At 65.1% G+C, this 24753-nt stretch carries 18 protein-coding genes; 9 read left to right on the top strand and 9 right to left on the bottom strand.

What is annotated here, in order from left to right; genetic code table 11:
• Positions 1-70 precede the first annotated feature (70 nt).
• On the bottom strand, positions 71-1327 hold the full coding sequence (locus AC3WJR_RS07615; protein ID WP_492723592.1) for a TetR/AcrR family transcriptional regulator: 1257 nt from the start codon (positions 1325-1327) through the stop codon (positions 71-73).
• A 156-nt stretch (positions 1328-1483) separates the two neighbouring features.
• On the opposite strand from AC3WJR_RS07615, the gene AC3WJR_RS07610 reads away from it, so the two are divergent.
• From AC3WJR_RS07610 to AC3WJR_RS07590, 5 genes are all read left to right on the top strand, one after another.
• The gene (locus AC3WJR_RS07610; RefSeq protein ID WP_492723590.1) at positions 1484-2761 is read left to right on the top strand and encodes an acyl-CoA dehydrogenase family protein; all 1278 of its coding nucleotides are present in this window, start codon (positions 1484-1486) and stop codon (positions 2759-2761) included.
• A gap of 191 nt (positions 2762-2952) precedes the next feature.
• The gene (locus tag AC3WJR_RS07605) at positions 2953-4038 is read left to right on the top strand and encodes a Zn-dependent alcohol dehydrogenase (protein WP_492723588.1); all 1086 of its coding nucleotides are present in this window, start codon (positions 2953-2955) and stop codon (positions 4036-4038) included.
• Positions 4035-5090, top strand: a complete 1056-nt coding sequence (locus tag AC3WJR_RS07600; RefSeq protein ID WP_492723586.1) for a phosphotransferase family protein — start codon at positions 4035-4037, stop codon at positions 5088-5090. The genes AC3WJR_RS07605 and AC3WJR_RS07600 overlap by 4 nt, the downstream gene beginning before the upstream one ends.
• Positions 5091-5204: 114 nt before the next feature.
• The gene (locus tag AC3WJR_RS07595) at positions 5205-5969 is read left to right on the top strand and encodes an SDR family oxidoreductase (RefSeq protein ID WP_492723584.1); all 765 of its coding nucleotides are present in this window, start codon (positions 5205-5207) and stop codon (positions 5967-5969) included.
• A 13-nt stretch (positions 5970-5982) separates the two neighbouring features.
• Complete coding sequence (locus tag AC3WJR_RS07590; RefSeq protein ID WP_492723581.1) at positions 5983-6786, top strand: SDR family NAD(P)-dependent oxidoreductase; 804 nt, start codon at positions 5983-5985, stop codon at positions 6784-6786.
• On the opposite strand, the gene AC3WJR_RS07585 is transcribed toward AC3WJR_RS07590, so the two are convergent.
• The 7 genes from AC3WJR_RS07585 to AC3WJR_RS07555 form a co-directional block, all read right to left on the bottom strand.
• Positions 6787-7887, bottom strand: a complete 1101-nt coding sequence (locus tag AC3WJR_RS07585; RefSeq protein ID WP_492723579.1) for a catalase family protein — start codon at positions 7885-7887, stop codon at positions 6787-6789.
• Between the two features lie 89 nt (positions 7888-7976).
• Entirely contained in the window at positions 7977-8858 is an 882-nt protein-coding gene (locus AC3WJR_RS07580) for an acyl-CoA thioesterase (protein WP_492723577.1), read from the bottom strand.
• A 148-nt stretch (positions 8859-9006) separates the two neighbouring features.
• Positions 9007-10134 (bottom strand): acyl-CoA dehydrogenase family protein, encoded by a 1128-nt coding sequence (locus AC3WJR_RS07575; protein ID WP_492723575.1) that lies wholly within the window; start codon positions 10132-10134, stop codon positions 9007-9009.
• A gap of 144 nt (positions 10135-10278) precedes the next feature.
• Positions 10279-11460, bottom strand: a complete 1182-nt coding sequence (locus AC3WJR_RS07570) for an acyl-CoA dehydrogenase family protein (protein ID WP_492723573.1) — start codon at positions 11458-11460, stop codon at positions 10279-10281.
• Between the two features lie 4 nt (positions 11461-11464).
• Entirely contained in the window at positions 11465-12772 is a 1308-nt protein-coding gene (locus AC3WJR_RS07565) for an amidase family protein (protein ID WP_492723571.1), read from the bottom strand.
• A 144-nt stretch (positions 12773-12916) separates the two neighbouring features.
• Positions 12917-14950, bottom strand: coding sequence for a 3-hydroxyacyl-CoA dehydrogenase NAD-binding domain-containing protein (locus AC3WJR_RS07560; protein WP_492723569.1), 2034 nt, complete (start codon positions 14948-14950; stop codon positions 12917-12919).
• A 126-nt stretch (positions 14951-15076) separates the two neighbouring features.
• A complete protein-coding gene (locus AC3WJR_RS07555) occupies positions 15077-16312 on the bottom strand; it encodes a serine hydrolase domain-containing protein (protein ID WP_492723567.1) in 1236 nt (411 codons plus the stop codon).
• Positions 16313-16452: 140 nt separating this feature from the next.
• On the opposite strand from AC3WJR_RS07555, the gene AC3WJR_RS07550 reads away from it, so the two are divergent.
• The 3 genes from AC3WJR_RS07550 to AC3WJR_RS07540 all read left to right on the top strand — a co-directional run bounded on the left by AC3WJR_RS07550 (position 16453) and on the right by AC3WJR_RS07540 (position 21697).
• Positions 16453-18198: a class I adenylate-forming enzyme family protein gene (locus AC3WJR_RS07550; protein ID WP_492724222.1), complete on the top strand. Its 1746-nt coding sequence runs from the start codon at positions 16453-16455 to the stop codon at positions 18196-18198.
• 48 nt (positions 18199-18246) lie between these two features.
• Positions 18247-19995, top strand: a complete 1749-nt coding sequence (locus tag AC3WJR_RS07545) for a chloride channel protein (protein WP_492723564.1) — start codon at positions 18247-18249, stop codon at positions 19993-19995.
• Positions 19996-20359: 364 nt separating this feature from the next.
• Complete coding sequence (locus AC3WJR_RS07540) at positions 20360-21697, top strand: hypothetical protein (protein WP_492723562.1); 1338 nt, start codon at positions 20360-20362, stop codon at positions 21695-21697.
• Between the two features lie 335 nt (positions 21698-22032).
• Here the strand turns inward: AC3WJR_RS07540 and AC3WJR_RS07535 are convergent, their stop codons facing one another.
• Positions 22033-22965, bottom strand: a complete 933-nt coding sequence (locus AC3WJR_RS07535) for a glycosyltransferase family 2 protein (RefSeq protein WP_354280686.1) — start codon at positions 22963-22965, stop codon at positions 22033-22035.
• Between the two features lie 530 nt (positions 22966-23495).
• On the opposite strand from AC3WJR_RS07535, the gene AC3WJR_RS07530 reads away from it, so the two are divergent.
• Positions 23496-24728 carry an AI-2E family transporter gene (locus AC3WJR_RS07530; RefSeq protein WP_354280688.1) on the top strand — a complete coding sequence of 411 codons (1233 nt, stop codon included), beginning with the start codon at positions 23496-23498 and terminating at the stop codon, positions 24726-24728.
• Positions 24729-24753: the final 25 nt, after the last annotated feature.

Here is a 24753-nt window from a genome sequence, read left to right as displayed (position 1 = left end):
GCGCCCGCCTGGCACGTCCATCGCGACTGGGCCCCGGCCTTCGCCGGGGAAGCGTAGGATGGGCGGTAGGTTATGTGTTCAGCACGCGATCATCGAACAATCCGAACACGATGGTGGACGCATAATAAGCGATCGCCCGATCGCGTGGCATAGTGCCGGCCCATTTGCGCATGTCGAACGCGGCATTTTGCAACGCCATCAGTGCCTGTGCCGCGATCAGCGGATCGACCGCACGGATCGATGCTTCGGCGACGCCGTCACTGATCGTCCCCGCATAGCGACGCGCGATGCGGTTGGAGCGATCGACCATCTCGCGCCGTCCCTCGGCCGGGAGCCCCGACAAGGCAGTCGTGCGCAACAAGGGCCCGCGTTCCGAGAATTGGACGTCGAGCAGTGTCGCGATCGTCCCCGAAAGCCGATCCCATTGCGACCCGCCGCGTTCGTCGGCGAGATGCTGCGCGTCGGCGATCGTGTCGAGGCTGCGCTTGTAACAGGCAAGCACCAGATCGTCCTTGGCGTCGAGGTGATGGTAGAAACTGCCCTTGGTGACGTTCAATTGCGACGCGATCCGCTGAACCGACGCGCCGCGATAGCCGAGCTCGTTGATCAGCCGGGTCGCCGCAAGCAGGAAGGCCTCACGCCCGGGCTCGGGTTCGTCATGCGCGAGGTCGATCAGCTCGGGGTTCCAACGCGCCTTGGGCGCGGCGATGCCGTGCGCGAACACGTCCATCAGGCGTTCCTCGACCCGGGCAAATTGATCGGGTTCGTAGCGCACCAGCCAGATCGGCAACCAGAACGTATTCTCCAGCAGGACGTGCGCGCGTGCGCCGAACAGGTCGGTCTGGGCGCGTGTTGTGGCCGTGCCCCACAGGCTGCGAGTCTTTCGGAAGACTTCGCGCCAACCCGTCATCAGGCGGCCCAGCACGGGTTCCTCCATCGCGCGGAGATCGGACAGGATCGCGAACGCGGTTTCCTCGCCACGCTGGATCGCCGCCAACCGTTCGAAATTGAGCGCAAGATAGCGTGCGACGCGGTCGCGGGGCGTCGCTTCAGCGAGCGATTCGTCGAGCATCGCCTGAAGCCGTTCGAGCGTCTGTTCGAAACACGCTGCCGCAAGGTCCTCCTTGCGCTTGAAATAGTAAGTGACGCTCGTTGTATTGAGCCCGACCCGGCGCGCGACGTCGGCGAAGGTCATGCCCTTGGCGCTCTGTTCGTTGATCGCTTCCGCCGCAGCGGCCAGGATCGCATCGCGCTTGGCGCGGAATCGCTTGGTGCTGGTGCCGGGATCCGCCGCTTCGGCGGTCTGTTCGATAGCTGTTTCCTCCATGCCGGAAACCTTACCAGCATCTTTTAGAAGAAACAGTCCTTTTTCGACTGACCGCATAGGGCCGCAATTTCCCGCTCGAAGCGGCTTTACCGAAAACCCGGTACGGTATACCCAACGCCGGTGAAGGCCGCAAACGGCCACCCTTGGAGAGACGCGATGGACTTCAGCTTCACCGAACGCGAAACCTATTTCCGGGATCGCGTGAAGAGCTTCATCGACGAACAGATCCGCCCGCGCCAGTCCGAATATGACGCGCAGGCGCATGAAGGCGAGCGCTGGAAGGTCATTCAGGTGATCGAGGAGATGAAGGAGAAGACCAAGGCCGCTGGTCTGTGGAATTTCTTCATGCCCCCGCATTCCGGGCAGAACCACGTCGACGACACGTTCGAATTCGAAGGCACGCAACTCAGCAATCTCGAATATGCGTTATGCGCCGAGGAGATGGGCAAGGTCGGCTGGGCGAGCGAGTGTTTCAACTGTTCGGCACCGGACACGGGCAACATGGAAGTGTTCCATCGCTACGGTACGCGTGAGCAGAAGGATCGCTGGTTGCGGCCGCTGATGCACGGCGAGATCCGCTCGGCCTTCCTGATGACGGAACCCGCCGTTGCTTCTTCGGATGCGACCAACATCGAGACCAGCATCGTCCGTGACGGCGACGAGTATGTCATCAACGGAACCAAATGGTGGTCGTCCGGCGTCGGTGATCCGCGCTGCAAGGTCGCGATCACGATGGGCAAGACCAACCCGCAAGCCTCGCGTCACAGCCAGCAGAGCATGATCCTGGTGCCGATGGATACGCCCGGCGTGACGATCAAGCGGATGCTGTCTGTCTATGGCTATGACCATGCGCCGCACGGGCACGGCGAAGTGGTGCTCGAAAATGTCCGCGTGCCGGCCGAGAACATCCTGCTCGGCGAAGGCCGCGGCTTCGAGATCGCGCAGGGGCGCCTCGGGCCGGGCCGAATTCATCACTGCATGCGCACCATCGGCGTTGCCGAGACCGGCATCGAGGCAATGGCCAAGCGCCTGCTCAGCCGCATCGCGTTCGGCAAGCGGATTGCCGACCAGTCGGTGTGGGAGCAGCGCATCGCGAAGGCGCGGATCGACATCGAGATGACCCGGCTGCTGTGCCTGAAGGCTGCGGACATGATGGACAAGGCGGGCAACAAGTCCGCGCAGCTCGAGATCGCGATGATCAAGGTGCAGGCCCCCAACATGGCGCTCCAGATCCTCGACGATGCGGTCCAGGCGCATGGCGGCGGCGGGGTGTCGGGGGACTTTCACCTAGCGCATGATTGGGCGGCGCTGCGCACGTTGCGGTTCGCCGATGGGCCGGACGAAGTCCACAACCGGGCAATCGCGCGCAACGAGTTCGGCAAATACGCCGATCTGCCCGCAGCGGTGACGGCGAAGGAAGCGATGCGGCGCTAGGGTACTCCCTCTCCCCGCTTGCGGGGAGAGGGCAGGGGAGAGGGGCAGTCCGCCAACACAACAGACATGGGCCGGTGTGGAGAGACTGCCCTCTCCCCGGCCAGTTTAGGGTGAAGCGTGCCCCGCACGCTTCAGGATCGTCCGGGGGACGATCCGGCCCAAAACTCCCGCAAGCGGGAGAGGGAGAAGACGTGAAAGCAGCCATCCTCTACGCGCCCAAGACTGAGCTGGTGATCGATGACGTCGCGATCGCCGACCCGGCGCCGCGCGAAGTGCTGATCCGCACCGTCGCGTGCGGGGTGTGCCGGTCCGACCTGCACTTCGTCGATGGCGCCTTCCCGCATCCGATGCCGACGGTTCCCGGCCACGAAGCCGCCGGGATCGTCGAGGCGGTCGGATCGGACGTCGCGCATCTGAAAGTTGGCGATCACGTCGTCACCTTCTTCACGGTGTTCTGTGGGGCGTGCGAGATGTGCGTGACGGGGCGGCCATCGTTGTGCGTCGATCCGTCGACGCGGCGGCCCAAGGGTGCGGACCCGCGATTGAGCCTTGCGGACGGAACGCCGCTCGCGCCTTTCCTTAATCTGTCGGCCTTTGCCGAGATGATGCTGGTCCACGAGAACGCCTGTGTCGCGATCGACAAGGTGATGCCACTTGACCGTGCCGCGCTGCTCGGTTGCGCGGTGATCACCGGCGCGGGATCGATCTTCAATGACAGCCAGTTGCGGCCCGGCGAAACCGTCGCGGTGATCGGGTGCGGTGGGATCGGGCTGGCTGCAATTAACGCCGCGAAGATCGCGGGAGCGGGCATGATCCTCGCGATCGACCCGGTCGCCGAGAAGCGCGCGTTGGCGGAGAAACTCGGCGCGACGCACAGCTTCGATGCGAATGCGCCGGATCTGGCGAAGCAGGTCGCGGCACTGACCGGGGGCGGGGTGCATTATGCGATCGAGGCAGTCGGGCGGTCCAACACCGCTGAACTCGCCTGGACGATCCTGCGGCGCGGCGGGACCGCGACGATCCTCGGCATGATCGCGCCGGGCAATGAGGTGAAAATTCCCGGCCCGACCTTCCTGACCGGCAAGAAACTGCAAGGATCGCTGCTGGGGTCGACGCGCTTCCCGATCGACATGCCGCGGCTCGTCCGGCTGTATCTCGACGGCAAGCTCGACCTGGATACGATGGTGGCCGAGCGGATCCGGCTGGAAGACGTCAACGACGCTCTGGGCAAGCTGCGCAGCGGGGACACGGTGCGATCCGTGATCGAATTCGCATGACCGACTTCGCCCCACAGACGATGGCGGTTCCCGACAAGGACCGGCTCGATGAGGATCGGCTGACCGCGTGGATGACGGCGAACGTCGCCGGGTTCGAAGGCCCGCTGACCTATGCCAAATTCTCGGGCGGGCAATCGAACCCGACCTTCAAGATTTCCGCTGCCTCGGGCGACTATGTCCTGCGGCGCAAGCCGTTGGGCAATCTGCTTCCTTCTGCGCATGCGGTCGACCGCGAACATCGCGTGATCGCCGGACTGTACCCGACCGGCTTTCCGGTGGCGCGGCCTTATGGGCTGTGCACCGATCCGTCGGTGATCGGGACCGACTTTTACGTGATGGGGTTCGCGGATGGGCGTAACCTGTGGGACGGGACGCTTCCCGATTTCGCGCCTGCCGAACGCACCGGCATCTACAATGCGATGTGCGACACGCTGGCGGCACTGCACACGACCGATCTTGAAGCCGCTGGGCTCGGCGATTATGGCCGCCCGGGCAATTACTTCGAGCGGCAGGTTGCGCGCTGGACCAAGCAGTATCGCGCGTCCGAGACCGAACGGATGGACTCGGTCGAGCGGCTGATCGACTATCTCGGCCGCACCGTGCCGCCGCAGACGCGGACGTCGATCGTCCACGGCGATTACCGCATCGACAACATGATCTTCCACAAGACCGAGCTACGCGTGATCGCGTTGCTCGACTGGGAGCTGTCGACGCTCGGCGATCCGCTTGCCGACTTCAGCTATTTCCTGATGAGTTGGGTGACCGCGCCCGAGGGGCGTTCGGGTGTGCTTGGCCATACCGGGCCGGCGACCGGCATCCCGACGATCGAGGAGATGGTCGCGCGCTATTGTGCCGCGACCGGGCGGGACGGGGTGCCCGATCTCAACTGGTATTTCTCGTACAATCTCTTCCGGCTGACCGGCATCGTGCAGGGCATCAAGAAGCGGATCGTCGAGGGTACGGCGTCGAGCGCGCAGGCCGAGAAGTCGGCGGCGGGGGTGTATCGGCTTGCCGAGGCTGCGTGGGCATTCGCGGTGAAGGCGGGGGCTTAAAGCACTCCCTCTCCCCTCAGGGGAGAGGGCTGGGGAGAGGGGCAGTATCGGGACGCGGCGCTTGTAACAGCCCCTCTCCCCGGCCCTCTCCCCGAAGGGGAGAGGGAGAAGAAGATGTCGCAATTCGATCTATCGGGAAAAGTCGCCATCGTGACCGGCTCCTCGCGCGGGATCGGCAAGGCGAGCGCCTTCGAACTTGCGGAGCATGGCGCGAAGGTCGTCATCTCCAGCCGCAAGCAGGACGCATGCGACGCCGTGGCCGCGGAAATCAATGCGCGCTTCGGTGAAGACACCGCGATCGCGGTGGCGGCGAACATCTCCGACAAGGCGGGTCTGCAGCGTCTCGTCGATGCGACGCGCACCGCGTTCGGGCAGATCGACGTGCTCGTCTGCAATGCCGCCTCCAACCCCTATTACGGTCCGCAATCCGACATCGCGGATGATCAGTTCCGCAAGATCCTCGACAACAACATCGTCTCCAACCATTGGCTGATCACGATGGTCGCCCCCGAAATGCGCGAACGGCGCGCCGGATCGATCATCATCGTGTCGTCGATCGGTGGCTTGCGGGGGTCGACGCTGATCGGGGCTTATTGCATCTCCAAGGCCGCCGACATGCAGCTTGCGCGCAATCTCGCGCACGAATTCGGCCCCGATAACGTTCGCGTCAATTGCATCGCGCCGGGGCTGATCAAGACCGACTTCGCGCGGGCCTTGTGGAAGGATCCCGAGCGGATCGAAGCCGCGAACAAGACCGTACCGCTGCGGCGGATCGGCGAACCGGAGGAGATCGCGGGCGCGGTCGTCTTCCTCGCCAGCCAGGCGAGCAGCTTCATGACCGGGCAGACGATCGTGCTCGACGGTGGCGTGACGATTTAGGGGAGGCCAGTACATGACACAGCGTTTCACGGGCAAGTCGATCATCGTCACGGGGGCAGGGTCCGGCATCGGCCGCGCCAGCGCATTGCTGTTCGCGCGCGAGGGTGGATCGGTGCTCGTCGCCGACCAAAGCGATACGGTGCATGAGACCGCGGCGCTGATCGATCAGGCGGGCGGCGCCGCCCACGCGATCCAGATCGATGCGGGCGACGAAGCGGATGTCGTCCGCGCGGTGCAGGTCGCGTGCGAGTATTACGGCGGGCTCGACATCATGTTCGCCAACGCAGGCATCTCCGGCGGGATGGCGAACCTGTTCGATACCGACGTGGCGCTGATTACCGAGGTGTTGCGGGTGAACCTGATCGGTCCGTTCCTGGCGATCAAACATGCCGCCCCCAAGATCGCGGAGCGTGGCGGCGGTGCGATCGTGCTGACGGCAAGCGTCGCCGGCATTCGTTCGGGGGCGGGGTCGCCGGCGTATTCGGCATCCAAGGCGGGGGTCATCAACCTTGCGATGGTGTCGGCGCAGCAACTGTCGGGATCGAACGTGCGGGTGAACGCGATCTGCCCGGGGCTTACCGAAACCGGCATGACCAAACCCACGTTCGATTATGCGCGCGAGGCGGGGAAGATCGACAGGGTCGGCCGGCTCAACCCGCTACGTCGCGGTGCCCAACCCGAGGAACTCGCCGAGGTCGCGGCGTTCCTCGCGTCGGATGCGGCGAGCTATGTCAACGGCCAAGCGATCGCGGTCGACGGGGGGCTGTCGAGCAGCCACCCCGTCACCAAGCAGGAATATGGCAAGACCGCGGTCTGATCAGTCGAGCGCGGGCAGCGCCTTGGGTTCGTGGATCGGGCAGCGGTTGAAGTCGGCGCGGAAGTCCGACGACATCTGATACGCCGACTTGCGCACCCGGTTGATCTGGCCGAGCGGCTGGTGTGCCGCGAGCCCGGTCCACACGCTGAACCGCATCCCGTCGTCGATCGCCTTGGCGCGATCGGCGGTCCAGCTTGGCTGCGCGGCTACGCGGATCGTTGCGACCGTCGTGAAGGGGCTTTCCGCCTCGTCCCAGACCGCATCGGCTTTCTCGATCGGCATGGTTTCGAGGTCGCGGCACAATTGCACGCGAAGCTCCCACATGGCGTCGCCAGCCGTCATCACAGAGTTGATTTCCTCGCGCAACGCATCGGGGCGGTTGTGCGTGTCGACCTTTTCCTTGGTGTGCGCGGTCAGATTGCCAGACACCGGGGCGAGCGAGAACTTGGCGATATAGCTGCCGAACCGGAACGGCGTTGCGCTATAATAGGTCTCGCCAAGCGGGTGGACGTTGGGCGCGCCGCCAAGCGTCTGCAGCGCGGGGCTGGGCAGGCCGATCGCCTCGAGCGCCGCTTCGGTTCCGCGCAGGACCGCGGACAGGACCTTCTTCGCGCCTTCCGCCTTGTCGGTGGTCTTGGCGAGCAGCTTGAGGTTGGCGAGGAACGGCTTGGCGTTGGGGGTCGCGAACGCGGGGCCGTTGATCATAATGAAATCCTGCGTCGTCTCGTTCTCCGAGCCCGGAAGACGATCGCCCGCGACGTCGAGCAGCTTGAACGCAAGTCCGCGCGGCACGGAGATCGAATCGTCTAATATGTCGCCCGGGTTGGTCGAGAAACGCATCACGACAGGATGCTCGCCCGGCGTGGCGAAGACGCCCTGCGCGAGTTCGGCCGGCAGATTATCGTTGATCGACAGCGTACCCTCGACCAGCCCGTGGCTTTTCGCATGGACCGACCGAACGGCATGACCGTAGTTTTCGGAGGTTGTCTCGAGAATGTCGTGCAGCGCCTTGTTGAGGCCCTGCGACGTTTCGCTTTCGTCTTCGGTGGTCGTCTCGACATTGGGGGTGAAGGCGACGGGGGGCTTGAGCGCTTCGGACATCGGATACTCCATACAACGGTACGCCGATGATAACCTGCCGATCCGTCCGGTGTTCCGCGCGCCAATACCCCCCCACTTATTCCCCAAACCTATTCCCGAAGTCGGATCAGCCCTTCCTGCGCGACGCTGGCGACCAGCCGCCCGTCACGCGCGAAGATCTTGCCGCGATTGAACCCGCGCGCATGGCCGGTCCACGGGCTGTCGCAGGCGTAGAGCAGCCATTCGTCCGCGCGGAAATCCTCGTGGAGCCATAGCGAATGGTCGAGGCTCGCGGTCTGGAGCTTGTTCATCATCCAGTTGACGCCGTGCGGCAGCGTCGCGGTTCCGAGCAGCGACATGTCCGACGCATAGGCGAGGATCGCGCGGTGCATCGCCGGGTCGTCGCCGATCGGTGCGACGACGCGAAACCAGCTGTTCTGGAACGGCGCGTGCGGCACGGGATCGAGCCAGCTGCGCGGGGAGACCGGGCGGATCTCGACCATCCGCGGGCGGAGGAACATCGTACGATACCGTTCGGGGATCCGGTCGATCATCGCGAGCCTAAGGTCGCGGTCGTTGGTCAGGTCCTCGGGCGGGGGGACGTCAGGCATCGCGTCCTGATGCGCGAGCCCACCCTCGGGGATTTGCAGCGAGCAGGCGAGGTTGAGGATCGGCACGCCGCGCTGGGTCGCGATCACCCGGCGGGTCGAGAAGCTCTTGCCGTCGAAGTCGCGCACCACGCGATAAAGGATCGGGTGATCCTCCGCGCCGGGGCGCATGAAATAGGCGTGGAGCGAATGCGCGGCCTTGGGCGCGTCCGTCGACCGCTGCGCTGCCTGGAGCGCCTGCGCGATTACCTGTCCGCCGAACACGCGGCCGAAGCCGTCGTTACCGCGCGCGCCACGATAGAGATCGGTGTCGATCTCCTCGACGTCGAGCAGGTCGATCAGGTCCTGCGCGAGTTGGACGGCGTCGGGTTGGGGGTCGGTCATTACAGGGCTTCACTCTCTCGTGCTTCCCCGGCGAAGGCCGGGGCCCAGTCGCGCAGGCCAGCGTTATCGACGCGCAGCGCCTGCCACTACCCGCTCACGACTGGGCCCCGGCCTTCGCCGGGGAAGCGCATTTTGGCAAGGGGTGCGCTCAGTATCCCGCTGCCCGCGCGATCCGGTCCGCGTGGAAATTCGCGTCGCCGAACATCTCGGCCAGCACGCGTGCACGCTTCATGTAGAAACCGATGTCATATTCGTCGGTCATCCCGATCCCGCCGTGCATCTGGACACCTTCCTGCACCGACAGCGTGGTGGCGAGCGCGGTCATCGCCTTGGCAACCGACACCGCCTCGTCCGCATGCGCCCTGCCCGCATCGAGCAATTGCTGCGCCTTGAGTACCGCTGCGCGCGCGACTTCCATTTCCGAATAAAGATGCGCCGCGCGGTGCTGGAGCGCCTGGAAGCTGCCGATCAGCGTGCCGAACTGCTTACGCTCCTTGAGATAGCCGACGGTCATGTCCATCGCGCCGCCACCGACGCCGAGCAACTCGGCTGATGCGCCCGTCCGCCCGGCGCGGAGCAGGCGGTCGAGTGGCGTGCGCCCGCCGTCGACGTCGCCGATCACCGCGTCGGCATCGACCTCGACGCCGTCGAACGCGAGCCGCGCCGCGATGCTGGCATCCGCGAGGCGTTCGGGGGTGGCGGTCAGGTTCGCCGCGTCCTTGGGGATCGCGAACAGCGTTACGCCCTCCGCATCGGAAGCGGTGCCAGCGGTGCGTGCGGCAACGATCAGCAGGTCGGCGACGTGGCCATGCGTGACGAACTGCTTCCTGCCCGAAAGCTTGAAGCCGTTGCCCGATCGTTCGGCGATCAGCGTCACGGTGTCGCGATGCTTCGCGCCCTCGTCGATCGCGAGCGCGGCGACGGTTTCGCCGCTGAGGATGCCGGGGAACCAGCGTGCGGCGTGCGCGCTGCCCTTGAGCGCCGTGACCGCCGCGACGGCGGTCGTGAGGAAGGGCGAGGGCGACAGGTTGCGGCCGATCTCCTCGAGCACGACGCCCGCCTCGACATGGCCAAGCCCGAGGCCGCCATCCGCTTCGTCGATCAGGATGCCGGTGAAGCCCATCTCGGCGAAGCTGCGCCAGAGGTCGCGGCTGAAGCCGGTTGCGTCGTCTGCGTCGCGCAAGCCGCGCATGTGGCTGACTGGGGCCTGCTCCGCGACGAAATCGCGGATCGTGTCCTGGAGGGCGGTCTGGTCTTCGTTGAGATACAGCGGCATTATACTCTCCCTCTCCCCGCTTGCGGGGAGAGGGCCGGGGAGAGGGGCAGTCTCTCGCGCCGGCCCATGTTGTTAGCGGACTGCCCCTCTTCCGCGCTTCGCTTCGCTCGCTTGCCCTCTCCCCGCCAGCGGGGAGAGGGAGAATTATGCCGGCAATTCCAGGATGCGTTTGGCGATGATGTTGAGCTGGACCTCGCTGGTCCCGCCCTCGATCGAATTCGCCTTGGTGCGCAGCCACGCGCGCGCCTCGCGACCGCCCCCCGAGGCTTCGCTCTCCCATTCGAGCGCGTCGGAGCCGCCTGCCGCCATCTGGAGTTCGTGGCGGCTCTTGTTCAGCTCGGTGCCGTAGTATTTCATCATCGATGGCTGCGCGGGGTGGGCGCGGCCGGCTTTGAGTTCGTCGATGAAGCGTTCGGACATCGCCCCGAATGCCTTCGCGCGGACTTCGAACATGGCGATCGTTGCACGCAGGAGCGGGTCAGCGAGGCGGCCTTCATGGTCGAGGCCAACGGTCGCAATAGCGCCCTCGATTAACGGGTTACCGCCGGTACTTGCCAGCCCCATGCCGGAGATCATCTCGCGTTCGTGGCCCAACAGATATTTGGCGACGTCCCAGCCCTTGTTCTCCTCATGGATGCGCTGGGACTTGGGGACCTTCACATTGTCGAAGAAGGTCTCGCAGAACGGGGAATACCCCGAGATCAACAGGATCGGCTTGGTCGAGACGCCTTCGCTCGCCATGTCGAACAGCACGAAGCTGATCCCGCCTTGCTTGGACTCCTTCGAGGTGCGGACGAGGCAGAAGATCCAGTCGGCCTTTTCGGCGTAGGAGGTCCAGACCTTCTGCCCGTTGATCAGATAATGGTCGCCCGTATCCTCCGCCGAGGTGGCGAGCGAGGCGAGATCGGAACCGGCGTTGGGTTCGCTATACCCCTGGCACCAGCGGATTTCTCCGCGCGCGATCTTGGGGAGGTAATCGAGCTTCTGCTCCTCGGTGCCATATTTGAGCAGTGCCGGTCCAAGCATGGAAATACCGAAGGAGTTGAGCGGGTTACGCGCCTTGATTGCGGCCATCTCTTCGCGCAGCACCTTCGTCTCGGCGGGCGACAGGCCGCCGCCGCCATAGGCCGCGGGCCAGTCGGGGACGGTCCAGCCGCGCGAGGCCATTGCGTCCATCCATTCTTTCTGGCCGGGCTGGAAATCCGGGTTGCGGCCGCCCCAGCAGGCGTCCTTCTCCGAGCGGACGGGCTGGCGCATTTCGGGCGGGCAATTGGCTTCCAGCCATGCGCGCGTTTCGAGGCGGAATGTGTCGATATCCTGCGTCATTGGGTCAACTCCTCACCAGTTCGTACGCCGCGCGCGCCACAGCGAGCGCGGTAAAATCGCGGTTATAGTCGGAAATCACCTGCACCCCGATCGGCAGGCCGTCGGGGTCGGTCCCGATCCGCACGCTGGTCGCAGGCAACATCGGGAAGGTGGCGAGACCGGGATAGGCCATCTGGAGACCGGCGGGGGTGTCGAACCCGTCGATCGCGGTGATGCGGGTCATCAGCGGGGTGTCGTCGTGCGGGTAGGCGGTGGTGCCCCAGATCGGCGCGATCACCGCATCGTATTGCGTGAACAGCCGCGTCCAGTCGCGACGGCACTTGGCCTGCGCGTCGACCAGCGTGAACCAGTCGGGGAGCGCGAGCGGCTGCCCGCCTTCCATCGGCGCGCCGCGCGCCATCGCGACGACGAGCATGTGGATATAGGCGCCGTGCTGCGCGACGAGATCGGGAAGGAGTGCGCTGGCATCGTCGACCTGCGCGCCTGCTGCTCGGAAGGCGCTGCCGACGTCGGCGATCGCGGCCTGGATCACGGTTTGCGATTTGGCGAGCGGATGCTCCGAGAGGAGCAGGATCCGCCAGTCGCCGGGGCCGCGCGGGGCGGGTCTTGCGAGCGCGTCGCCGCCCATGACGTCGAACAGCGCCTCCAGATCGTCCGGGTCGCGGGCGAGTGGGCCGACGACGTTGAGCGCAACACCACAACTCTGTGTTCTCGGGAAGTTATGACCGAAAGATTGGAGCGCGTTGTAGGTTGGTTTGTGGCCCCATACGCCGCAGAAGGCCGCGGGGAGGCGGATCGATCCGCCTATGTCGGAGCCGATCTCGATCGGCACGAAGCCTGCGGCCAGCGCTGCTGCGGCGCCGCCGGAGGAGCCGCCGGGGACTCGGGTCTGGTCGAGCGGGTTGCGGGTGCGCCCGTAGACCGGGTTGTTGGTTTGCAGGTCGGCGAGCGCGACGGGGATGTTGGTCTTGCCAAGGATGATTGCGCCCGCTTGCTTGAGGCGGGTGACCTGGACGGCGTCTTCGGTTGGCACGAAGTTGGCGTGCTCTTCAAAGCCCCAGCAGGTGACGAGGCCGGCGACGTCGAAGCTTTCCTTGACGGTCATGGGGACGCCGAGGAACGGGCGGGTGTCGTTCTTGGGGCTGGCGTCGATGGCGCGGGCGGCTTCGCGGGCGCGGTCGAAATCTCGGACTACGACTGCGTTGATCTCGGTGTCCCCGGATTCGATGCGGGCGATTGCGGCTTCGCATTCTTCGAGCGCGGTGGTTTCACCGGCTCGGATGGCGGCAGCGGTTTGGAGGGCGGTTTTCACTTCTCCCTCTCCCCGCAGGCGGGGAGAGGGCAAGCGAGGCGAAGCCGACGCGCGGGAGAGGGGCAGTACAGAGAGGTCGCTCTGCTGAACTGCCCCTCTCCCCGGCCCTCTCCCCGCAAGCGGGGAGAGGGAGAAGAAAGTGCATTACCCATTGAACCGGCCGCGGCTTTCCGCCTTGCTCTTCAGCAGTTCCGCCACCGCGAACCCGTGCTTCTCCAGCCCCGCGACGATCGTCTTCAGCCCCTCGGTGTCCGCCCAGAACATCGGCCCGCCGCGATAGACCGGCCAGCCGTAGCCGTAGATCCACACCACATCGATATCGCTCGCGCGCTGTGCCATCTTTTCCTCGAGGATCAGCGCGCCTTCGTTTACCATCGTGTAGAGCGTCTTCTCGACGATCTCCTGGTCGCTGATCTCGCGCCTCTGCAGGTTCGATTTCGAGCGGAAATCCTCGATGATCTCGGCGACCCGGGCCGAAGGCGTAGGGTTCCGCTTCTCGTCGTAATCGTAGAAGCCCTTGCCGGTCTTCTGCCCCCAGCGGCCTTCGGCGGCGAGTGCGTCGCGGATGTTCTCGATCCGGTTGGGGTCGCGGTGCCAGCCGATGTCGACGCCGGCGAGGTCACTCATCTGGAACGGCCCCATCGGCATGCCGAATGCGACATGGACCTTGTCGATCTGCTCGGGCGTGGCGCCTTCCATCAGCAGCTTCATCGCCTCGACCTGGCGGGGCTTGAGCATCCGGTTGCCGATGAACCCGTCGCACACGCCAGCGACCACCGCGACCTTCCGGATCGTCTTCGACAGCGCCATCACGGTCGCGAGCACATCGTCATCGGTCTGCGCGCCGCGGACGACTTCGAGCAGTTTCATGACGTTGGCAGGCGAGAAGAAGTGCATGCCGAGCACGTCGCCCGGGCGGTTGGTGGCGGCGGCGATCTCGTCCACGTCGAGATAGGAGGTGTTGGAGGCAAGGATCGCACCCGGCTTGGCGATCGTGTCGAGCCGCGCGAAGATGTCTTTCTTCACGCCCATGTCCTCATACACCGCCTCGATGATGAGATCGCAGTCCGCGAGCGCGTCGAAATCGAGCGTCGGGGTGAGCGCGCCCATCGCGGCTTCAACCTGTTCGGGCTTGAGGCGGCCCTTGGCGGCGGAGGCTTCGTAATTCTTGCGAATCGTGCCGGCCCCGCGATCGAGCGCTTCCTGCGCCATTTCGACGATCGTCACGGGGATGCCCGCCGACAGGAAGTTCATCGAGATGCCGCCGCCCATCGTGCCCGCGCCGATCACGCCGACGCGCTTGATCTCGCGGAGCGGGATCTTCGGGTCGATCCCGTCGATCTTGGCGGCCTGCCGTTCGGCGAAGAAGATGTGGCGCTGGGCTGCGGATTGCACCCCCATCATCAGCTTCATGAATTCCTGGCGTTCGAACGCGATGCCCTCGTCGAAGCTGGAGCCGTCGGTCGCTTTCTCGACGCAGGCGATGTTGGCGGCGGGAGCCTCGAAACCGCGGAAGCGCTTGGCGTTGTCCTTCTTGAACTGGGTGACGGCTTCGGGATCGGCCTGCGCCACCTTGTCGCGCGCCCGGGGCAGGGGCTTTGCGTCGGCGACTTCGCGCGCGAAGGCAATCGCGTCGGCCTCGAGGCTGTCTTCGTTGGCAAGTCTGTCGATCAGCCCGGCGGCAAGCGCGAGCTTGGCGGGGATCGGGTCGCCCTTGGCGGTGAGTTCGAGCGCGAGTTTGACGCCCGCGATCCGCGGCAGGCGTTGCGTTCCACCGGCGCCGGGGAGGAGGCCGAGTTTGACCTCGGGGGTGCCGATCTTGGCGCTCGGGACAGCGATGCGATAATGGCAGCCGAGCGTCACCTCGCACCCGCCGCCGAGCGCGGTGCCGTGGATCGCGGCGACGACGGGCTTGTCCGAGGCCTCGATCATGTCGACCACCGTCGGGAGGCCGGGCTCCTGCATCGGTTTGCCGAATTCGGTGATGTCCGCGCCCGCGAAGAAGGTGCGGCCGTCGCAGCGGATCACCATCGCCTTGACCTGCGGGTTGGCAAGGCCTTCCTTGATCCCGGCTTCGAGGCCCTGGCGGACGGCAGCACCGAGCGCGTTGACCGGCGGGTTGTTCGAGATGATGACGAGGACGTCGTCGTGGAGCTGGGTGGTGATCGGGCCGGTCATCGTCTTCTCCTGTTCTTCCCCGGCGAAGGCCGGGGCCCAGTCGCGGAGGTTTTTGTAACTTGGCGCAGCGCCCACCAACTCAGGTGGCGCTCCTGGGCCCCGGCCTTCGCCGGGGAAGCGAAAGATTTAAGTTAACGCGCTGTAGATCAACGTCTTTAGCTCGCGGCGGATTGGGTACAGGCTGGACGGCGAGACTTGCGTCATGAACACCATGTGCAGTTGCTCGACCGGATCGATGAAGAAGGCGGTCGAGAACATCCCGCCCCAATAATATTCGCCGACAGAGCCGGGGATCATCGAGCGCGCAACGTCGATATTGACCGCGAAGCCGAGGCCGAAGCCCGTCCCCGCATTCGCCGCCTCGCTGAACAGCGATTTGGACATTTTCGATAGGTCGGACCCGCCGGGCAGATGGTTGAGCGTCATCAGGTCGATCGTCTTGCGCCCGAGGATGCGCGCGCCCTCGAGTTCGCCGCCGTTGAGCAGCATCGTGCAGAAGCGGTGATAGTCGAGCGCGGTCGATACGAGCCCCCCGCCGCCGGACACGAGTTTGGGCGCGCGGCTCCACGCGCTGGCGGCGCCACGGTCGTAGAGGATGCGGCCCTTGTCCGGCACGAAGGTGTAGCAGTCGGTCAGCCGGTCGATCTTGTCCTCGGGGACGTGGAAGAAAGTGTCGTCCATCCCGAGCGGCGCGAAGATGCGGTCGCGGACGAAGGTCTCGAGCGGCACGCCCGACACGCGCTGGACGACCGCGCCGAGGACGTCGGTCGCGACCGAGTAATTCCACGCGTCGCCCGGCGAGAATTCGAGCGGCAGCTTGGCGAGCGCGGCGATGAAGCCGTCGAGGTCGTGATTGCCGTGCCAGCTTTCGAGCCGGAGCTCGCGGTGCGCGGCGTCGATGTTGGTGCGGTTCTGGAAGCCGTAGGTGAGGCCCGCGGTGTGGCGCAGCAGGTCGATCATGCGCATTGGCTCGGCGGTCGGGCGGGTCTGGAACGGCACGCCGCCACCGCCACCGGCATAGACGCCGACCCCCTTGAACTCGGGGAGGACGTGGTGGACTGGCGTGTCGAGCGCGACCCGGCCCTCCTCCACGAGCATCATGAACGCGACCGAAGTGACCGGCTTGGTCATGCTCGCGATGCGGAACAGCGAGCGTTCGTCGATCTGTGCTGCTTCTCCCTCGCGGGCCGGGCCGAGCGAGGAAAAATGTGCGATCTCGCCGGCTTGCGCGATCAGGATCTGCGCATGCGGAAGCTTGCCGGTGTCGAGGTAGCGTTCCTGCAGGAAAGCATCGATCGCCGCCAGACGGCGGGTGTCGAATCGGCCGGATACGGGTGACGCGATGTTCATCTCGGCTTCCATACCCCCCATTCGAAACGCGTGCCACCCTATTGCCTTGAGTGGCGCGCAAATCAACACTAACCTGTGCGAAACAGGATCACGCGGCAAACCCGACCTTCAACTTCGGGAATGTGCGACGTCAGGAGAGAGTCGTCTTGGATATGCAACCGCTTGTCGCGCTCGACCCGGCCTGGCCCCGGATGACGCTCGCCGATGCCGCCGCCGCGCTGACCGCTGCGGGGACGAAGTTCGAGATGGAGACGCTCGACGTCGAGGGTGTGCCGACTCGCGTGTGGAAGCATGCGCCGCCGTCGCTCGGCTGGCTGGCGGCGGCGTCGCGGGCGCATGGGGAGCGGGTGTTCACGGTTTATGAGGACGAGCGCGTCACCTATGATGCCAATGCGCGCGCCGTGGCGGCGCTGGCGCAGGCGTTGCTGGCGCGCGGCGTGGCGAAGGGCGACCGGATCGGGCTGGCGATGCGGAATTTGCCGGAATGGCCGGTGATCTTCTTTGCGGCAGCGAGCGTGGGCGCGATCGTGGTGCCGCTCAACGCGTGGTGGACCGCAGGGGAGCTGGCGTACGGGATCACCGATTCGGGATGCCGGATGCTGTTCGTCGATGACGAGCGCTATCGGCGGCTGGTGGAGCATGGCGTCGATTTCCCGGCGCTGGAGACGATCGTCGTCGCGCGCGCGTCGACGCCGCTTGGCGGGAATGCCGAGCGACTGGAGGATCTGATCGGCACGCCGCATGATTATGCCGCGCTCCCGGAGCCAGCGTGGCCGGAGGTGGCGGTCGCGCCCGACGATCCCGCGACGATCTTCTACACCAGCGGCACGACCGGCGCGCCCAAGGGGGCTTTGGGGTCGCATCGCAATTTGACGACCAACATCCTGTCGGCGGCCTATTCGTCCGCGCGTGCGAGCTTGCGGCGCGGTGAGACGCCGCCCGAGCCGACGCCCAAGACGCTGCTGATGGTGATTCCGCTGTTCCACGTCACCGCCTGCTCGGCGACGATGATGGGGTCGATCGCGGCGGGGAACACGCTCGTCTTCATGCGCAAATGGGACACCGTGCGCGCGATGCAGCTGATCGAGACCGAGCGCGTCCATATGACCGGGGGCGTGCCGACGATCGCGTGGCAGATCCTCGAACACCCCGATCGCGCGCGCTACGATCTCTCGTCGCTCGAAGCGATCGCTTATGGCGGCGCGCCGTCCGCGCCCGAGCTGGTCAAGCGGATCTATACCGAGTTCGGCGCGCTGCCCGGCAATGGCTGGGGGATGACCGAGACGATGGCGACCGTCACCAGCCATGCGGGGGAGGATTATCTCAACCGCCCGACCAGCGCGGGGCCGCCGGTCGCGGTCGCGGATCTCCGCATCATGGACGAAGCGGGCGAGCAGGAACTTCCCATCGGCGAGGTCGGCGAATTGTGGGCGCGCGGGGCGATGATCGTGAAGGGCTATTGGAACAAGCCCGAGGCGACCGCCGAGACGTTCGTCGACGGCTGGGTCCGCACCGGAGACCTCGCGCGGGTGGACGAGGAGGGGTTCGTCTATATCGTCGACCGCGCGAAGGACATGATCATCCGCGGCGGGGAGAACATCTATTCGTCCGAGGTCGAGAACGTCCTCTACGCGCACCCGGCGGTGACCGACTGCGCGCTGATCGGCGTGCCGCATCGCACCTTGGGGGAGGAACCCGTCGCGGTCGTCCACCTGGCGCCTGGCAAGACCGCGACCGAGGCGGAGCTGCAGCAATGGGTCAAGGCCCGGCTGGCGATCTTCAAGACCCCCGTCGCGATCCGCTTCGTGCCGGAGACGCTCCCGCGCAACGCCAATGGCAAGATCCTCAAGAAGGACCTCAAGGCCTTGTTCGCGGATCGGATAGACGTGGCGGCGTGATGCCGCGGCGGGGCTAGCCGGACGCGCGGTCGCGCAGTACCGCGCGGCATGTCCTGGCGGTCGCGTCTCATTCTCCCTCTTGCGCACATGCGCCGGGGCATCCGCGCAAGCGAATTCGCGCTGATCGTGCTTGCCGTCGCGATCGGCGCGGCGGCAGGGCTGGGGACGGTGGTGCTCGGTGCGATCGCACGCACGTTGCAACACTGGATGTTCGCCTTGCCGACCGGACAGCGGCTCAGCGCGACCGATTCGCTGACCTGGGCGCAGCTTGCGATGGTGCCGGTCGGCGGCGCGGTACTGTCGATCTTCTCTTGGGGTGTTCGTAGCAAGCGGCGGCGGATGGTCGACGCGGTCGAGGCCAATGCGTTGCACGGCGGGCGGATGTCGGTTTCCGACAGCCTTGTCGTATCGGGGCAGACGCTGATCTCGAACGGCTTTGGCGCCTCGGTCGGGCTGGAAGCCGCTTATGCGCAAATGGGCAGCGTGATCGCCTCGGTTGCGGGCGCGTCGCTGCAATTGCGCCGGAGCGATTTGCGCAATCTGGTCGGTGCAGGCGCGGGCGCGTCGATCGCCGCGGCGTTCGGGGCACCGCTCGCGGGGGCCTTCTACGCGTTCGAAATCGTGATCGGGGCCTATACCCCCTCGGCCATCGCGCCGATCGCGGCGGCGGCCATTTCCGCAGTCTTCGTCTCGCAACTGTTCGGCGCGCAGCCCTATGTCATCGATTCGTTCGCGAGCATACCGGCCGAGACGCACCATTACCTGTTGTTCGCCGGGCTGGGCGGGGCGTGTGCGCTGATCGGCATCGCGCTGATGCGGCTGGTGGCGATCGTCGAGCAGGGCGTACGGGCGACGCCGGTGCCCGACTGGATGCGGCCGATCCTGGGGGGGCTGGTGTTGATGCCGATTGCCTTTTGGTCGCCGCAAGTTCTGTCCTCGGGGCATGGTGCGCTTCACATGGATATCGCGGTCGGCGCGTCGCTCGGGTTTGTCGCGTTGGTGTTCCTGGCCAAGGCTTCGGCCTCGATCGTCTCGCTCGGTTTCGGGTTTCGCGGGGGCCTGTTTTTCGCTTCGCTGTTTCTCGGCACGCTGATCGGGCATCTGTTCGCGGGGGTGCTGGAATGGCTTGCGGGATACCCGGTGGTCGATCCGCACAACGCCGCGATGGTCGGCATGGCGGCGCTTGCGGTGGCGGTCGTCGGCGGGCCGATGACGATGGCGATGCTCGTGCTGGAGGCGACGCAGGATTTTGCGCTGACCGGCGCGGTGCTTGCCGCCGCCTTGGTGTCCTCGACGATCGTGCGCGAGACGTTCGGCTATTCCTTCTCGACCTGGCGGCTTCATCTGCGTGGCGAAACGATCAAGAGCGCACGCGACATCGGGTGGATCCGCACGCTCACGGTCGGCACGATGATGCGGCGGGAGACCCGTGCGACCGAGAGCACGCTCAGCATTGCCGCATTCCGTCAGCGCTTTCCGCTCGGGGCGACGAGCCGGGTAGTGCTGGTGGATGCGGAACAGCGCTATGCCGGGATCGTGCAGACCCCGGCGGCCTATGCCGACGGGCTGGACCCGGAAGCCCCGGTGGGATCGATCGCGATCAACGGCGACGTGGCCTTGTCGACGGAACTCGACATCGCCAGCGTGATGAAACGCTTCGATGCAAGCGGCGCGGACGAACTGGCGGTGATCGACGGCGCGCGGCACGTGATCGGGATCCTGTCGGAGTCACACGTCCGTCGCCGCTATGCCGAAGAACTGGAAAAGGCGCAGAACGACCTGTTTGGAGAACGGTAAGCCGCGAATGTACCTTTGCTCATCATTCGCGACTGAGCAAATTGGTAAGCGGGCTTATGCTGACCGATCCCGCACTTGAAAACTTCGCAATCCTAGAGGGATGAGCGGTAATCGTCAGAATAGTTGATCTGATTTGGTATTGCGCTGCACATGGTTAATATTCTAGCAGCGATGTCGTGTCGGCCGCATTCGTGCGGACCGGTTCGGTCTGTGGATCGGCCCGGCTAAGCAGAACAGAAGACGGCTACACCGCACTCGGCGAGGATAAGAACAGAGCCCCAAGATGCTTCCTGCGTATCCGGGATGGCATCTTCGTCCGATTCACGTCGGGCGTAGTCGAAGTAAGAACACGGGAATTTGTGCTATGTCCTTGGTCGCAGGCTTGCGGGATCGCAACATAAACGGACTGGCCGTGGGGCTGCTCGTCATCGGTGCGATCGAGCGCGTGGGGTGGCTGGTATCGCGGCACGAGTTTCGCTCGGCCAGCGGCGAGGCGTTCAATGTCGCGGCGTCGGTGGCGCGGGACGGCACGATTGCGGACGTGTTTGCCAAGGGCAGTGGCCTGACCACGCACTTCACGCCGATCCTGCCGTTCATCGCGGGGCACATCTACCGCATCTTCGGCCTGCAATCGCCCATCGCCGAATCGATCCTTGCGGCGTTTTCCATCGGGACGGTGCTGGCGACGGGCTATCTGCTGTTCCTGTGCCTCGGCAGGCTGGGTACGCCGCCGTTGTGGCGTCTTGGCGCACTGGCGATCTATTGCGTAGCGGCGATCTTCCCGGAACTCGAGACGACGACCTTCCGCATCTGGGAGGGTGCGCTCGCGTGTCTGCTGAGCGCCTGGGTGCTGTTGCGTGTGCTCGATGCGGATCTGGCGTCCGATCGGCGACTGAAGACCTGGATGATCACGTGCTTCATTGCGTGCGTCTTGTTCTTCCTTAATCCCGCAACGGGCCTTGCCTGTTTTGCGATGCTGGGCATCTGGTTGCTCCGGCATTGCCCGATCCGCACCTGGCTTCCCTATTTCGTGAGCGCGGCGGTGATCCTGCTGGCGGTCCTTACACCGTGGACGGTGCGCAATTACGAGGCGTTCGGCCGGTTCATCCCGTTGCGCAGCAACATGGGGCTCGAACTGGCGCTGGCCAATCATCCCGCCGCGGTCGGCACCGGAGACCAGCGCGAGGTGTTCTGGAACAGGTTGCAGGAGATCCATCCGCAGGAAAGCCAGGCAGCATTCGACCGGATGCAGGCGATGGGCGGGGAGCGAGCCTATGCCGACGCACTGGGCGTCGAAGCCAAGCAGTGGATCCGTGCGCATCCGGTCGAGTTTGCCGCGCTCTCGTTGCGGCACGTCGTGCAATTCTATTTCCCGCCGGAATGGCAGTGGAACATCTACAGCAAAATCAATGCCGCGATGAAGCTGAAGCTCACGCTGACATGGGTGTTCGCGGGACTTGGGTTGATCGGCGCGTTGGCCAGTGCGCTGCTGTGGCGGGGCCGGTACTTCTATCCTGCGGCGCTCGTGCTGATGACCGCGCTGCCCTATGCGATGGTCCAGCCGGTGCTGCGCTATCACTATCTGATCTACGCGATCACGCTTTTCCTCGGCGTCGAGCTGGTACGGCGGTGCGTCATGGCCGTCTTGCCGAACCGCGCGTCGGCCACCGTAGACGTCGCTGCTGCTACCGGACGGCGCTGAGCGCTAGTCTCATCGGGGATCAGGCGGTCGGGACCAACGGCGCTTTCCCGGCGAAGGCATGACCTCTGCGGATCTAGCTGTTCTCCCGCGAAGGCGGGAGTCCAGGAGTCGCAAGAACTGTAAGCTGTTGTATTGCTTGGCTCTGGGTTCTCGCTTTCGCGGGAAAACAGCAAATGACGGGTCAGCCAACGGGCTCGCGCAAAACTCTGGCGAAGGCTGGAATTCAGTCGAAGGTGCAAGCGCCGCGGCGGAACTGCCGGGCTATGCGGCGCTCTCGCAGGAATGTTCTTGCCAAGGGCTCACGCTGTCCAACCAGCGCGAGCTCTCGCGAAACCTCAGTCCCGCTTGCCCGGCGCCGGATACGCCAGATACGCCAGCCGCCGCACTTCGAGGCGTCCGCGCACCACGGTGTCTAGGATCAGCCCGGTAAAGCCGTTGAGCGCCCCCAGGATAACCAAACCCGAGATGAGGATGAAGGTCGGGAAGCGCGGGACCAGGCCGGTTTGCATATAGGTGACCAGCAGCGGCACCGACAGGATCGCTGCGATCAGCAGGAACACTGCGCCGATCGCGCCGAAGAACAGCACGGGGCGCTCGATCCGGTACAGCGCGAGGATCGTGCGCAGGATCCGCCAGCCGTCGCGATAGGTCGACAGCTTCGAGGTCGAACCCTCGGGGCGCGCATAATAGGGCGTCTCAATCTCGGCGACCGGCATCTTGAGCTCGAGCGCGTGGACGCTGATCTCGGTCTCGATTTCGAACCCCGCCGAGAGCGACGGGAAGCTCTTGGTGAATCGGCGCGAGAAGACGCGGTAGCCTGAGAGGATGTCGGTGAAGGACCGGCCGAACAGCTTCGCCAGCATCCCGGTCAGCAACGCGTTGCCGAAGCGATGGCCGCGACGGTAGGATTCCTGGACTTCGCTGATGCGCGAACCGACGATCATGTCGAGCTGTTCGTCGACCAGTCGCGCGATCAGCGCAGGCGCGGAGGCCGCGTCATAGGTCGCATCGCCATCTGCCATGATGTAGATGTCGGCGTCGATATCGGCAAACATCCGACGCACCACCGCGCCCTTGCCCTGGATCCGTTCGCTGCGCACGATCGCGCCTGCAGCCTTGGCGACCTCGACCGTACGGTCCTTGCTGTTGTTGTCGTAAACGTAGATCCGGGCGTCGGGCAAAGCGGCACGAAATCCCGCGACGGTCTGCGCGATCGCAGCTTCTTCGTTATAACATGGCAACAGGACGGCAATCGACGGCGCGGTCATTATGAACTCCCTAAACTCGGTGTGGTTGTCCCCGCGTCAGGGATTACCGAGTCGGGCGATAGCCGCTGCGGCCACACAGTGCCACCGTCGAGGCATTAATTTGCGGTAAAGTCGTCGGGAAAAGATGTCGGATCGTCAACGCGCGATGAGGATTCAGCCAGCTTTCGCACCCACGCCGTCCGCAAGTTCCTCGGATCGGCGCTTCAATTTAATCGCTTCGTCGATCAGTTCGGCGGCATGGTTCGCATCGCGTTCGCTTACGGCAAAGGTCACGCAGTTCATTGCCTCACGGTGCAACCGTGTTGCGCGGGATTGGGATCTGTCAGGTTTTGCGGGCATTGGTCTTCAGATAGGTATGGGGTGATATGGAGAACAAAGCCTTCCCGGCTCAATAGGTTCCAAGGTGCGAACCGGATCAGACAGGCCTATGCGGCGGCGCAGGCAGGGCGATTTGCACGCGGCAAAGAATCGCCTCGATCTTGCCGATACCGTTGATTGCGCATCGACGGAATGGCGCTACGGTCACGGTCATGGCCGAACGAGACGACATCCCTACAGGCGCCTTCGGGCTGGCACCATCCGGTGGCGAGCCGGACGACGAGGCGCGGATTGCGCTCCGCCGTGACCGGTTGCTGGCGGCGCTTACGCTGACCGCCGGCGTGGGGCTCGCAATGGCGACGCCGTTCGCGCTCAAGGCGGGGGCGGAGTTCTTCCTGCCGACGACCGCGGCGCTGGTGATCGCGGTCGCGCTCGTCCCGATCCTCGAATGGCTCGAGCGTCGGCGCGTTCCGTCGGCGTTGGCGGCGTTGGTGTGTGTGCTGCTGTTCCTCGTCGCGGCAAACGTCGCGCTGGCGGCGATCATCGTGCCGGCGACCGAATTCTTCCGGCGGTTGCCCGAACGGATCGACCGGATCCAGATGAACATCGCGCCGCTGATCGACCTGTATTCGAGCCTCGAGAAATATCTCAACCGGACGGTGCAGCACCTTGCCGCGTCCGGCCCCGTCAAATCGCCGCAGACGACCGCGGTGACACCGCCCAGCTCGATCCTAGAGCTGGCGGCCACCTCGGCCCCGCAAGTCATCATCCAGGTGTTCTTCGGGGTGCTGGTGGTGTTCTTCTTCCTCGCCGGGTGGACGCGGCTGCGCAAGCGCACGATCACCAGCCGGTCGAGCTTCGGCGGCGCGATGGCGACCGCGCGCGTGATCCAGAACGTCGTCGACGATACGTCCGCCTATCTCGGCACGATCACGATCATCAATCTTGCGCTCGGTGTCGCGATTGCGGGCGTATTGTACGTCATGGGGATGCCCTATCCGCTGATGTGGGGCGGGATCGTCGCGTTGCTCAATTACGTGCCCTATTTCGGCCCGATCGCGGCGGCGGGGCTGCTCGCGCTCGGCGGGTTGATGACGTTCCAGGACATCTGGGTAGCGTTGCTGCCCGCGTTCATCATGATCGGGTTTCATCTGGTCGAGGCGAACGCGCTGACCCCGTTGATCGTCGGGCATCGCCTGACGATCAACCCGATCCTGATCCTCGTCTCGATCAGCTTCTGGTCGTGGGTCTGGGGCACCGCGGGGACGCTGCTGGCGGTGCCGCTGCTGATTATCCTGCAGACCGTGATCCGTGCGGCAGGCAAGCCCGACATCGCCGGATTCCTGTTCGAGCACGGCACGTTGACGCAGCGCGGGCCGGCAAGTTTCGCGACTTCTGCGGATGATGCAGAAACGGTTGTTGACAGGGTAGGGGGTGTCGCTTAGGAGCCGCGCCTCACGCTTCTCAAGC

The organism is Sphingomonas sp. FW306-05-A (genome assembly GCF_058782275.1).
Note: the sequence above shows the minus strand (reverse complement) of the source record. Positions and strands in the feature narration are given on the sequence as shown.